Genomic DNA, 12,784 nt, shown 5'->3' with positions numbered 1-12,784 from the left:
CTTCGAGGCGGCGTATTCTAGCACGCGTCATCCGTCGAGGCACCCCCTGTAAACGGCCAGTTAAATTCGCCGATGAGCGACAGCGGGTAGCGCGGATCCTGCTGATAGCTGCGAATGCTCTCGGCAACCAGTTGAGAACGCAGGTTTGTTGCGTTAAGAATTTCCTCAGCACTGAGCCACAGGCAGCGATCGATATCGCTATCATGGGGCTCGGTGATACACGTATCGTTAAGCTCGATAGTAAAGAGGAAGCGCAAAAACGGGGTGCGATCCGGGGCTATCCACTGATGCAGGCGAAGAAAGTGCTGCGGCGTCGCGCGAATGCCGGTCTCTTCCCAGAGCTCGCGCTCTGCGGCCTGAACCAGGGTTTCGTCGGCTTCGAGGTGACCTGCAGGCTGGTTCCACAGCGCTTTTCCGTTGATCGTTTCTTCAACAACGAGGAATTTGCCTTTCGCGTGAACCACGCAGGCGACGGTGACGTGAGGCTTAAACATTGTTTTTCCTTAGGCTACGGTTAATCAATTTTGCGCCATTCGCCGTTGGCCAGGCCATCCAGCGTATAGCCGCCCATCGCATAGCGAATCAGGCGCAGCGTCGGAAAGCCGACGTGGGCGGTCATCCGCCGTACCTGGCGGTTGCGTCCCTCATAGAGGGTGATTTTCAGCCAGCTGGTGGGGATAGATTTGCGCTCGCGGATGGGCGGATTCCGCGGCCACAGCCACTCTGGTTCCGCAACCCGCTCAACGCCGGCGGGCAGAGTAGGGCCGTCATTAAGCGTGACGCCGTCGCGGAGCGCGGCCAGCGCGTCCGCCGTGGGTTCACCTTCCACCTGAACATAATAAATTTTACCGGTGCGCTTACCCGGTTGAGTGAGCGCCGCCTGCAGCGTGCCGTCGTTGGTCAGTACCAGCAGGCCTTCGCTATCGCGATCCAACCGACCGGCAGCGTAGACGCCGGCAACCGGAATAAAATCTTTTAGCGTGCTGCGCCCGGCTTCATCGGTAAATTGCGGCAATACATCGTATGGTTTATTGAACAAGATCACAGTTTTTGGCTGGCGTTCTTTGCGTTGTCTGGTGACTTGTTGCGTGCTGAATCGCTCAACGCGATGTTTTCTAAATGAAGTTTTTTGCATGGTATTTTCAGACTCAATCAATTGCCGCATTATAGCCTAATTACGAATGCCTTTCATGGATGCAAACATTCAGGTAGTATTGACATGCTCATTACAACTTATTAACAAAAAGGTTGCTCAAACCGATTCGCATTACAGGAAGGCGACACGGACGCGAAATCTCCGGTTAGCGGGATATTCCGATGACGGGAGTGGGCGAGTAAAGCCAACGCCCGGCTAGCGTGAAGAGGGAAGAGCAGAACCAGAAGCGCTCGAAGGAGAGGTTAATGGAAAGCAAAGTAGTAGTTCCGGCGGAAGGTCAAAAAATCACCCTGCAAAACGGCAAGCTGAACGTCCCTAATAACCCGATTATCCCGTTCATCGAAGGTGATGGTATCGGCGTTGACGTGACTCCGGCGATGCTGAAAGTGGTTGATGCTGCCGTTGAGAAAGCCTATAAGGGCGAGCGTAAAATTTCCTGGATGGAAGTTTACACCGGTGAAAAATCGACCCAGGTTTATGGCCAGGATGTCTGGCTGCCTGCCGAAACTCTTGATCTGATTCGTGAATATCGTGTTGCTATCAAAGGCCCTCTGACCACCCCAGTCGGTGGCGGCATCCGTTCTCTGAACGTTGCTCTGCGTCAGGAACTGGACCTCTACGTTTGTCTGCGCCCGGTTCGTTATTATCAGGGTACCCCGAGCCCGGTTAAGCATCCTGAACTGACCGATATGGTTATCTTCCGCGAAAACTCTGAAGACATCTACGCCGGTATCGAGTGGAAAGCCGATTCTGCTGAAGCAGATAAAGTGATCAAATTCCTGCGCGATGAAATGGGCGTGAAGAAAATTCGCTTCCCGGAACATTGCGGTATCGGCATCAAGCCGTGCTCTGAAGAAGGCACTAAACGCCTGGTTCGCGCCGCCATCGAATACGCTATCACCAACGATCGCGATTCTCTGACTCTGGTGCACAAAGGCAACATCATGAAATTCACCGAAGGCGCGTTCAAAGACTGGGGTTACCAGCTGGCACGCGAAGAGTTCGGCGGTGAGCTGATTGACGGCGGCCCGTGGCTGAAGATTAAAAACCCGAACACCGGGAAAGAGATCGTCGTTAAAGACGTTATCGCCGACGCCTTCCTGCAGCAGATCCTGCTGCGTCCGGCGGAATACGATGTTATCGCCTGTATGAACCTGAACGGTGACTATATCTCTGATGCCCTGGCGGCGCAGGTTGGCGGTATCGGTATTGCCCCTGGTGCGAACATCGGTGACGAGTGCGCGCTGTTTGAAGCCACCCACGGTACTGCACCGAAATATGCCGGCCAGGACAAAGTGAACCCAGGTTCCATTATCCTGTCCGCTGAGATGATGCTGCGCCACATGCAGTGGTTCGAAGCCGCAGACCTGATCGTCAAAGGCATGGAAGGCGCTATCGCCGCCAAGACCGTGACCTATGACTTCGAACGTCTGATGGAAGGCGCTAAGCTGCTGAAATGTTCAGAGTTTGGCGACGCGATTATCGCGAATATGTAATCCAGTCTCTGGGTTAAGCAAAAACGGGAGCCGATGGGTTCTAATGCCAGTCAGTTAAGCAACTGACTGGCTTTTTTTCGGGGCTGTGGGGTATCTCCAGGGCCTTTCCTTTACCACTCTCGGGAAGGCCCTTTCCCTTCTTGTCGGTAATTTTACCAGTTGCCCCATGCTTTCAAGATCGCGCATCAGCTCCGGGATACGCCCTGGTGAAGCGCCCTGAAGAGTCATCAACATTCTCATGACCATGCCACATGATTCTGAGAAGCTCAGTTGATTCGGCCAGTATCCTTTCAGATGCCCGGCCATTTTAATCATCTGATATCTCACCAGATTATAAGCCAGTAAGACGCCCCACAGTTCCTGCTCCACAAGTTCCGGCTTTTTACTTCTTAGCGTCAGCCTGCTCAGTTGCATCGTCTGTTTTATCTCCCGGTATCCCAGTTCAATTTCCCAGCGATGGCTGTACAGGTCTGCCATTTCCCCTCCGGGGTAACGCATGGCATCCGTCATTGACGTCAGCAGATGGCAGACTTTACCTTTGCGCGTCACACTCAACAGCCGGGCTGTCATCTCATCTCCCAGACCCGGCCATTTTTTTCGTGCCTGTGGACTGGTTTTCAGCTTCACCAGATGGTCACCCTTACCCAGCTTTCTGACCTCTTCGTACTGCGCACCCTTTCTGAGCGGGATCATCCAGTGACGGTGCTCTCCCGCCTGGCTCCATGCATTCAGCAGCCCCAGGGAGTAATAACCTTTATCCATTAACGTCAGGGTGTTATCGCCGGTCTGCTCTGTCAGTTGCTCCGCGAGCTCATTTTCGCTGTTTTTCATCGTGCCGAAGGCCGCTGCCGTCAGCAGATGGCTGGTCAGCTCCATCTGACAGACCATTTTTACCTGAGGATAAAGCGCCGGGTTTCCGCCATGCGTCTGGCGGGGGAAAGCTTTATCATTTTCTGGCGTGTCCGGTGTTCGCCAGAAAACACCATCAATGGCCAGCAGGGTCAGACCGCACCAGTGCGGATGCGGCGTGGCGTTATGCCAGAGCTGCGCTGTTTGCGTGAACACGCGGCGTACGGCCTCGCTTCCCAGCCGCTGGCGGGCCTGGATCACGGCGCTGGGCGCAACGAACGGACGATTGCCGGGTAACATGATATCCAGCCGGTTAACGATCTGATGAAGCGGCTCCTTGCGCTCAAGTGCCATACCGACAATGCACCAGACCATCATTTCCAGAGGAAGGCGCCGTTTGCGTAACGTGACAGTGCCGGACTCTTCAAGGCAGCGGGAAATCAGTTCCGGGTCAAGATAATCGCCCAGAGAAGCCAGAGGGTTACGCAGAGAATCGTAACGGGATACCAGATCAAGAGCCTGTCCAATGTGCATAAAAAAATCCGGAAAAGGGTGAGCATTTCCGGATTCTTACACAGCCACTGGATCGATCAACCGATCCTTAACTGATCGGCATTAGAGCCGATGGGTTCCCGTTTTTTTATTCTCCGGGGTGAATCGCGTCCGTTACGCGGGTCTAAAAGGAGGGGTATAGCGGTCTCTCGTCCAGTTTTATGCAGTGGTGAAGCGTCTCCTCGCCGCTGTAGAGATAGCTGAAAGCATCTTTTGAAGCGGAGTGGAAGAGAATGTCTCCGTTGGCAAAGGGGATCAGTTCCGTATCGCCAGAACGCTTGTGCCCCGCGCCGGTCTCAAAATTATTCTGCCATTTTTCCTGGGTATGATCGTAAACATGCAAAATGACTTCCACGAGGCCTCTCTGCGGGCAATTGAGTCTTAAAAAAGTTGAAGAGTAATTAAGCGCGAAAGTCTGCAAGGGGATAATAAGTAGGTAGAACAGCGTAAATCTTAAAAACATGAAAACGACATAGTCTTGTTCAAATCAGGCGATGAATTTTACTGAATTGCGGCATTTCGACTTTGCCCTGGATCAAGAGGCTTGATTTTCAATAGGATAGAAAAAGGATTGCGCTTAACGGTTGCCATTCTGTCCTGCTCACACCACCGCGTAAAAGGAGTGCAGCGCTCCTTTTACGCGGTGGTGTGACTGTCGACTCAATCCGCTTTTAACATCCCAAAGCTCACAATTCTCGACCGCCCCAGCTCTTTTGCCCGGTAGAGCGCAGCGTCAGCCGCGCGCAACAGGCTATCGCTTTGCGTATGCTGCGGGTAGCTGGCGATGCCGATGGACACATCGACCTGACCAATTTCAGCCAGGCCATAGCGTAGCGTCAGCAGTTGAACGCTGTGATAGATGTCGGTCGCGCAGGCCATTGCGGCCTCTTCATCGGTTCCGCCCAGCAATACCAGGAACTCTTCGCCGCCATAGCGGAAGGCCATCCCAATATCGCGCACCGCACGTTGAATAATCGCCGCGACGTTTTTAATGACCAGATCGCCCGCTTCGTGACCATAACTATCATTAATCGCCTTAAAGTGATCGATATCGATCATCAGGCAGCTCAGCGGCGTACCGTTGCGTACCGCCAGATTCATTTGAGTATGCAGAGCGTCATCCAGGTGGTGGCGGTTACGCAGGCCGGTTAATGAATCAAACAGCGCCTTTTCCAGCAGCGCGTTGCGTAAACGCTGGTTCGCCAGCGCCAGACCCAGGGCTTCGGCCATCAGTTCAAGATAGGCGCGGGACGGGGCGGTCGCGGAGGTGACGTTGCTGAAGGAGAGCAGACCAATCGCTTCTCCTTGCGCAATCAGCGGCACGCATAGCGACCGTTGAGCCTGCGATTCCGACAGGTGATAACAGGCGATATCCGGCTCACCGTTGACCGGCGGATGGCTCAGCCCGCGCCGCACGGCCCAGCAGTTATCCGGATGGAAGACGTCGGCTTCAAGCGGCGGAGAAAGCCACTGCGCCACGCAGCGCATCTGCCAGGGATCGGTATCGAGAATATACAGCCGGCCCGGGATCTCCGGGGCGATATTTGGCGCGAACAGTTCGGCAACCTTGATCACATCCTCGAACGATTCGCAGCCCTGCAAGCGCTGGGTCATCCTCGCCAGCAGCTCGCGGACCGCCCAGTCCGCATCGCGCTCTTGTTCCAGCCGCTGCCGCGCCAGCCCGTTCTCGCGAAAGATACGAATGGCCTGGGCCATATCGCCAATTTCATCAATCTGGGTAAACTGCGGCGTCTCAACCGCATAATCCTGCGATGCCAGCCGCTGCACCACGTCGCTCAGGCGAACGACGGGATAGAGCACCCGCCGCTTAAGAATAAACCCCAGCACAAACAGGAACATCAGCGCGGTGAGCCCAACCATGATCTCAGAAAGCGTACGCCAGATCCGTGACTTCTCCGTAGCCTCGGCAATGGTTTTATTCACCCGGCCTTCGAGCATCAGGCGAAAGTGATCGAGCTGCGTCTGGACCCGCTCAAGCTCCTGCTCATAGGCAGCGCCGTAAAGCAGGCTGACCGCCGCTTTTTCTTCTCCCCTGGCAACCTGCGCCAGCGCCGTTTGCTGCTCATCCTGAAGTTCATCGGCTATCTGTAAACCCTCGCGCAGCAGCGCCAGCTCTTCAGCGGTTGCGCCATTGTCTTTCAGCTTTTCCAGACGATGTTCAATGGCGGCGGTGGCCTGGGCTTGCTGCCGGTACTCCTGCAGCACATCCTGATTTTTTTGAATGATGTAAAGTCGCGCGAGATCGGAAAGCTCCCAGGCGCCGCTTTCTACTTCTTCGCTTAGCTGGTCAAACGCCTGGCGTTGTTCGACGGCGCGGCGTTCGGCATTATCCGCACTTGAGGCCATCAGCATGGCGATGCCTGAGGCGAGGGTCAGGGCGACGGTGATCCCGTAGGCCCAGTTAGTCATGGTGGCGATTCTCACCGGATATTCCTTGCGTGCAGATGAATTAATTATTTTTTTATCGTCACACTCCGGCTTCACCGGAAAAAAAACGGTGATTACGGGTGTAGCGTGTGAGTAATAATAGCGTGCAGCGCTTCGGCATGGTGATGCAAAATGCGGTACACGTCTTTATCCAGCGCGCCATTTATAACATCACTCTCTATCAGCTGTAACGCTTGCTGACGGCTCATTCCGGGGCGATAGGGGCGGTCTTCGGTAAGCGCGGTGAAAATATCCGCGATGGCGATAATCCGATCCGGAAGCTGCAGGTAATGCTCATTGAGATGAAGCGGATAGCCGCTGCCATCCAGCTTTTCATGATGATTCGCGGCCCAGTTAATTATTTCGCCGAGTTCGCTGAAGGTGCTAAGAATTTCGCCGGTCATATAGCTATGTTCCCGAACCTGAAGCAGCTCTTCGTCATTCAGTTCGCCCTGTTTCTCCAGGATTTTCAGCGGAATGTGTACTTTGCCAATATCGTGTAAATAGCCGGCAATCTCAATTTTCTTACACTCCATCTCCGGCAGATTCATATAAGCGGCAAGGGTGCGCGAAATTCGCCCGACCTTCAGACTATGGCTGGCGGTGAAGCTGCTGTAGGTATCGACAATTTTGGCAATTAACAGGCAGATATCTTTCAGACCGTCGATATCGATATAAACATGGTTGATAGGGCCGATGATCTCCAGCATTCGCTGAATATGTCCGGGATTGAGGTGCAGCCAAAAATGCTCTTTTTGTGCGAGCTGGCACAAAGTCTGGCATAGCGGCGGATCTATCGCCTGGTAAAGCGCGCGAAATTTACCAATAATCATATCGGTTTGAAAGGTTGTCGCGTGCTTATCGCCAGCAAGCAGGCGTTCAAACACGTCGGCGAAATAGACGATATGCTGTTCGAGGCTGCCTTTGTGGTGTGGGCTAAAATGGTGATCGCGGATAATCGGCAGGATGGGGGCCAGGGTCGCTAACCCGGCCAGCATTTCTGCTCCCCGGTGCTGATGCGGGTCGTTAAGGTTATCGATGGCGTTCAGCGAGGAGAACACTCGTTTATCGCCCAGAACGCCAATGTCGTGCAGCAGCGCGGCGCAAAAGATCGTCTGCTGCTGCTGACGCGAGAGCCCTGACGCCTGCGCAAGCTCCAGCGCGATCAGCGCCGTTCGTTGCATATGCAGGTGTAATTCAGGGTTAATAATTTGTATGACGCGGGTGGTAAGCATCAATGCTGATTTTAAGGCGATATTATGCATCGTTTTTCTCCATCGCATTACCCGCACCGTTTTGCTCTATTTCGTTGATAGCGATGCCGACATGACAAAATAGATTGAATAAGTCCATTCGGGTTTCGCATTTTTATCCTGCCCATTTTTAGCGCGTCCCTGCACCAAAGTAGCGCTCCGGGCGAAGTAAAAATCCTTTTTTGTCCGATAGTTAATCATTTTTACCGAGTAAAATACATTAAATCCTGGCAAGCCGTTTGCATTCTCTCTGCGCGAATTTATTTAATATCTATTTTGGGATGAGTCATGATGAATTTTAGAGCATTACTGGCAATTACGTTACTGGCGATAAGCGCTTTCGCTTCGAGTGAGACGCGTCTGCCGCATATCGTAATCCTGGCGACCGGAGGGACGATTGCCGGTTCAGCGGCCAGCAATACCCAGACTACCGGGTACAAAGCCGGCGCGATTGGCGTACAGACGCTGATTAATGCCGTGCCTGAGATGAGCAAAGTCGCACGCGTTGACGGCGAGCAGGTCGCTAATATCGGCAGCGAAAATATGACCAGCGACATCATTCTCAAACTGTCAAAGCGCGTCAATGAACTGCTGGCACGCGATGATGTGGACGGCGTAGTGATTACCCATGGTACCGACACCCTGGACGAGACGCCTTATTTCCTCAACCTGACGGTAAAAAGCAATAAGCCGGTCGTTTTCACGGCGGCAATGCGTCCGGCCACGGCCATCAGCGCCGACGGTCCGATGAATCTGCTGGAAGCGGTGACCGTGGCGGCCGACCCGGAAGCGAAGGGCCGCGGCGTGATGGTGGTGCTTAATGACCGCATCGGCGCGGCGCGTTTTGTCACTAAGACCAACGCCACTACGCTGGATACCTTCAAGGCGCCGGAGGAGGGCTATCTGGGCGTTATCGTGAGCGGCAAACCGCAGTTCGAAACTCGCGTGGATAAAATTCACACCGTGCGTTCGGTTTTTGACGTCCGCAATCTTAACGCGCTACCGAAAGTGGTCATTATTTATGGCTACCAGGATGACCCTGAATATATGTATGACGCGGCGATCGCGCACCATGCCGACGGGATTATCTATGCGGGCACCGGCGCGGGGTCGGTCTCCGTACGCAGCGCGGCGGGGATCGAAAAGGCGGAAAAAGCCGGTATCGTGGTGGTTCGCGCCTCGCGTACCGGCAGCGGCGTGGTGCCGGTTGATGACGGCCAGCCTGGGCTGGTAGCCGACTCGCTCAACCCGGCAAAAGCGCGCATCCTGCTGATGACGGCGCTGACGCAAACGAAAAATCCGCAGGTGATCCAGCAGTACTTCCACACCTACTGATCAACTTCGGGTAGGGCGCAGCGCGCCTTACCCGGGTTATTTCACCACGCACATCGGGCGCTGCGACACCGGCTCCGGGTGAATCTCCGCCTCCAGGTGAAAAATCTCCCGCAGCATCTCCGGCGTCAGTACCGTTTCCGCCAGGCCCTGAGCCTGCACCCGGCCCCCTTCAAGCACCACCAGATGGTCGCAGTAGCGGCTGGCCTGGTTCAGGTCGTGCAGTACGGTGACCACGGTCTTGCCCATCGTCTGCAGCTCGCGCATCAGCGTCATCAGCGCCACCTGATGATGAATATCCAGCCAGGTCGTTGGCTCATCGAGCAGCACCAGCGGCGTATCCTGCGCCAGCAGCAGCGCCAGAAAAGCCCGCTGCCGCTGGCCGCCGGAAAGGGCGGTCAGCGGTTGTTCCGCCAGCGCAGCGATGCCGGTTCGTTGTAGCGCGCTGTCGACCTGCTGTCGATCCTGCGCGGAAAGCCGCCCCCACAGCGGTAGCCACGGACTCCGGCCGTAGCCGACCAGCTCGCGTACGGTGACGCCTTCCGGAACGTGATGCTGCTGCGGCAGCAGCGCCAGTCGCCGCGCCAGCTGACGGGCGGAGAGGCGGTTTAAGGGGACATCATTGAGCCAGACATCGCCGGCGATGGGCGTCAGGAGGCGAGAGAAACACTTCAGCAGCGTTGATTTACCGCAGCCGTTTGGCCCCAGCAGCGCGGTAATTTTCCCGCTCGGTAGCGTCAGATCGAGATTGTTGATAACGCGCTTGCCGCCATAGCCAGCGGTTAGCTTTTCTATTCGCAGTTCCATTTAACGCATTCTCACAAGAAGCCAGATAAACCAGGGGGCGCCGATAATCGCCGTCAGCACGCCTGCCGGCAGTTCAAGCGGCGGATGCAGCGTTCGCGCCAGCAGATCGGCGAGCAGCAGAACCAGTCCGCCCGTGAGCGCAGAGAGCGGCAATAAACGGCGATGGCGGCCGCCGAAGAGGCGACGCACAAGATGCGGCACCACAAGGCTGATAAAGGCGACAGGACCGCAGACCGCGACGCCAATCGACGCGAGGGCCACCGCCAGCGTTAAGCCGTAGCCGTTAAGCCTGCGTACGTTGACGCCGAGCGTTCCCGCGCGCTCATGGCCTAGCGCCAGCAGGTCGAGATCGCGACTGAGGGCGAAGCTTAAGGGCAGCAAAATCGCCAGCAGGGGCAGGACGATGATGACGAATGCGCCGTCTCTGGCCCACAGGCTTCCGGTCAGCCACAGCAGCGCGTTATTGATCTCCTGCGGCCGCGACAGTAAGAGGTAGTCGGTCACGCTGGCCCAACAGGCCGACAGCGCGATTCCGGTCAGCGCCAGGCGCATTGGGCGAGAAAAACCGGCAAGGGCGAGCGGTATCACCATCGCCACCATTCCGCCGATAAAGGCCAGCAGCGGCAGCCACGGCAGGGGCAGGGACGGCAAAAACCACAGGGCCGCCACCGAGGTCAGGCTGGCCCCGTGGTTAATGCCCAGAATGTCCGGCGAGGCCAGCGGATTATGCACAATACCCTGAACCAGCGCCCCGGAAACCGCCAGCGCGGCGCCGATAATCAGCGCCAGCACCACGCGCGGCAGGCGATATTGCATAAGGACGTAGTGATACTCGCTGTCCGTATGCCATCCGCTGAGCAGCGCTCGCCACGGCAGCGGGATCGCCCCCATCCGCAGCGAGAACAGGGTTAACAGCGTGAGCGCGAGCCATAAAAACACGATGCGTTGTTTCACCCGCGTCTCCTGACCAGCCAGACAAAACAGGGCCCGCCCGCCAGCGCCAGCACCGCGCCCGCGGGCAGTTCACCCGGCCAGGCCAACGCTCTGGCGAGCATATCCGCCAGCAGCATAAACAGGGCGCCCAGCAGGGCGCTGACCGGCAAAAAAGTACGATGATCGTGACCCGCCCAAAAACGCGCCAGATGCGGGACCAGCAGGCCAACAAAGGCAATCGGTCCGGCGACGCTGACGCTGGCGCCGGTAAGCAGCAACACGGCCGCGTTGATAAGCAGGCGCAGGCGCGGCAAATTCACCCCCAGCGAATGGGCGGCGGTATCGCTGACGTTGAGCAGATTAAGCGCGTTGGCCAGCAGGAATACGCCGGGGGTAATCAGCGCGACAAAAGGGAAAAGCTGCCAGAACTCGGCCCAGCGCACGTGGGAAACGCCGCCCGCAAGCCAGGTAAGAATGCCCCAGGCGCGATCTTCCGCCAGCAGCAGGGTCATTCTGGTCAACGCCATGCATAGCGCCGAGAGAGCAATACCGGCGAGGATCAACCGTTGGCGATCCTGCTGTTGACGCCAGCCGCCGCCGGCGCTCATCACCAGCAGCCAGCTTATTCCGCCGCCGCAGGCGGCAATCAGCGCCAGCGAAAAGCCCGCCAGCGGTGCCGGACTGAATGCGCTGGTCAGCGCCATCGCCAGCGCCGCGCCGCTATTAATGCCGAGCAGTGAAGGCGATGCCAGCGGATTATGGGTAAGCGTTTGTAATAACGCCCCCGACATTGCCAGCGAGGCGCCGAGCATTACCGCCACCAGGCTGCGGGGCAGGCGCAGATTAAGCACCAGCGCCTCCGCAAGCGAAGGAGACTCAGGCGCCAGCAGGGCGTGAAGGGCGTTGAGCGGCGAAATCGGGATAGGCGAATAGCAGAACAGGCTCAGCCAGAACAGGCCGCTGAGGGCCAGCAGCGGCCATCCCCAGATAAAAAACGCGCGACGGAACGGTTTCATGGCGTGATATCAACCGCCCGGTGGTGGACAATTTTAACCATATCGCTGGCAATACGCTCGGCGGCGAAGATCCCGCGCATCCGCGCCCAGCTGTTGCTGTCGACGGCTGCGACCTGCCCTTTCTGCTCGGCCTGCAGCATTGGCCACAGGGAGTCCTGCTGCCATTTTTTCACGATACTTTCAGTACGGTAATGGGCGACCAGCAGCCATTGCGGATTCAGGGCCAGCAGCTGTTCGAAATTTATCGCCGCCATCGGCGCGCCGCCGATCGGCGGCGGAACCTTCAGGCCAAGCGCCGTCAGCACGCTGCCGGTATAAGTTTGCGTTGAGTGAAGATTAAACTGCTGTTCGCGAGAGGTGCCAAACAGCACGCTGGCGCCAGCCGGCAGCTGTCGGGAAAACGCCGCCATTTTTTGCCGATGCAGCGCCAGACGTTGCTGCATCTCCTTATCCTTACCCACTACTTTGCCGATAATCGCCGCTGACTGCAGGTTCTCCTCCCAGGTTTCATTGCGCGATTTCAACAGCAGCACCGGGGCAATTTGCCTCAGGGCGGCGTAAATTCCGGCATGGCGACTGCTATCGGCGACGATCAGATCGGGATGCAGCGCGCTGATGGCCTCCAGTGAAGGCTGGGCGCGGGTGCCCACCGACTGCCAGGGCTTCAGACGTGCGCGTACGTCCGCCAGAATACGCGACGGATCGTTGTCATCGGCCACGCCTGTCGGGCTAACGTCAACCGCCGCCAGCGCGTCGACAAAGGAGAGTTCAAGCACGACGATGCGCTGCGGCGTTTTATCAAGCGTAAAGCGACCGCGCTCATCCTGTACGGTGGCGGCAAAGAGCGGGCCCGCCAGAAACAGCAGGCTGAAAATACACAGACGAACAAGGCTAAACATTATTCACTCCAGCTTGCCGGACAGGGCGCGAATAGCGCTGTCC

At 56.7% G+C, this 12,784-nt stretch carries 12 protein-coding genes; 2 read left to right on the top strand and 10 right to left on the bottom strand.

Annotated elements, in window-relative coordinates; genetic code table 11:
• Window positions 1-17: 17 nt before the first annotated feature.
• The gene (locus JLG71_RS16655) at window positions 18-494 is read right to left on the bottom strand and encodes an NUDIX hydrolase (RefSeq protein ID WP_134896771.1); all 477 of its coding nucleotides are present in this window, start codon (window positions 492-494) and stop codon (window positions 18-20) included.
• 20 nt (window positions 495-514) lie between these two features.
• Window positions 515-1,165 carry a 23S rRNA pseudouridine(2457) synthase RluE gene (rluE, locus tag JLG71_RS16650; protein ID WP_049082198.1) on the bottom strand — a complete coding sequence of 217 codons (651 nt, stop codon included), beginning with the start codon at window positions 1,163-1,165 and terminating at the stop codon, window positions 515-517.
• Between the two features lie 236 nt (window positions 1,166-1,401).
• Between rluE and icd the strand changes: the two genes are divergently transcribed.
• Window positions 1,402-2,652: an NADP-dependent isocitrate dehydrogenase gene (gene icd, locus JLG71_RS16645; protein WP_014228876.1), complete on the top strand. Its 1,251-nt coding sequence runs from the start codon at window positions 1,402-1,404 to the stop codon at window positions 2,650-2,652.
• 54 nt (window positions 2,653-2,706) lie between these two features.
• Here icd and JLG71_RS16640 read toward each other — a convergent pair whose 3' ends face one another.
• The 4 genes from JLG71_RS16640 to JLG71_RS16625 form a co-directional block, all read right to left on the bottom strand.
• Entirely contained in the window at window positions 2,707-4,035 is a 1,329-nt protein-coding gene (locus JLG71_RS16640; RefSeq protein WP_196942226.1) for an IS4 family transposase, read from the bottom strand.
• A 142-nt stretch (window positions 4,036-4,177) separates the two neighbouring features.
• Window positions 4,178-4,408, bottom strand: a complete 231-nt coding sequence (locus JLG71_RS16635; RefSeq protein ID WP_224227263.1) for a hypothetical protein — start codon at window positions 4,406-4,408, stop codon at window positions 4,178-4,180.
• Between the two features lie 305 nt (window positions 4,409-4,713).
• Window positions 4,714-6,498 carry a sensor domain-containing diguanylate cyclase gene (locus JLG71_RS16630; RefSeq protein ID WP_025106933.1) on the bottom strand — a complete coding sequence of 595 codons (1,785 nt, stop codon included), beginning with the start codon at window positions 6,496-6,498 and terminating at the stop codon, window positions 4,714-4,716.
• Window positions 6,499-6,575: 77 nt separating this feature from the next.
• Window positions 6,576-7,766 carry an HD-GYP domain-containing protein gene (locus JLG71_RS16625; RefSeq protein WP_014228927.1) on the bottom strand — a complete coding sequence of 397 codons (1,191 nt, stop codon included), beginning with the start codon at window positions 7,764-7,766 and terminating at the stop codon, window positions 6,576-6,578.
• Between the two features lie 279 nt (window positions 7,767-8,045).
• Between JLG71_RS16625 and fraE the strand changes: the two genes are divergently transcribed.
• Window positions 8,046-9,089: a fructose-asparagine asparaginase gene (gene fraE / locus JLG71_RS16620; protein ID WP_009653379.1), complete on the top strand. Its 1,044-nt coding sequence runs from the start codon at window positions 8,046-8,048 to the stop codon at window positions 9,087-9,089.
• A gap of 36 nt (window positions 9,090-9,125) precedes the next feature.
• Here fraE and fecE read toward each other — a convergent pair whose 3' ends face one another.
• Genes fecE through JLG71_RS16600 form a run of 4 tightly spaced genes read right to left on the bottom strand, consistent with a single transcriptional unit; the run spans window position 9,126 to window position 12,741 of the window.
• Window positions 9,126-9,893: a Fe(3+) dicitrate ABC transporter ATP-binding protein FecE gene (fecE, locus tag JLG71_RS16615; RefSeq protein WP_080528718.1), complete on the bottom strand. Its 768-nt coding sequence runs from the start codon at window positions 9,891-9,893 to the stop codon at window positions 9,126-9,128.
• Window positions 9,894-10,847 carry a Fe(3+) dicitrate ABC transporter permease subunit FecD gene (gene fecD / locus JLG71_RS16610; protein ID WP_116280997.1) on the bottom strand — a complete coding sequence of 318 codons (954 nt, stop codon included), beginning with the start codon at window positions 10,845-10,847 and terminating at the stop codon, window positions 9,894-9,896.
• A complete protein-coding gene (fecC, locus tag JLG71_RS16605) occupies window positions 10,844-11,842 on the bottom strand; it encodes an iron-dicitrate ABC transporter permease FecC (protein WP_014228931.1) in 999 nt (332 codons plus the stop codon). Before fecC ends, fecD begins: the two co-directional genes overlap by 4 nt.
• The gene (locus tag JLG71_RS16600) at window positions 11,839-12,741 is read right to left on the bottom strand and encodes a Fe(3+) dicitrate ABC transporter substrate-binding protein FecB (RefSeq protein WP_014838166.1); all 903 of its coding nucleotides are present in this window, start codon (window positions 12,739-12,741) and stop codon (window positions 11,839-11,841) included. The genes fecC and JLG71_RS16600 overlap by 4 nt, the downstream gene beginning before the upstream one ends.
• Window positions 12,742-12,784 lie beyond the last annotated feature (43 nt).

The sequence above is a fragment of the Klebsiella michiganensis genome (genome assembly GCF_015139575.1).
GTDB lineage: Bacteria > Pseudomonadota > Gammaproteobacteria > Enterobacterales > Enterobacteriaceae > Klebsiella > Klebsiella michiganensis.
Note: the sequence above shows the minus strand (reverse complement) of the source record. Positions and strands in the feature narration are given on the sequence as shown.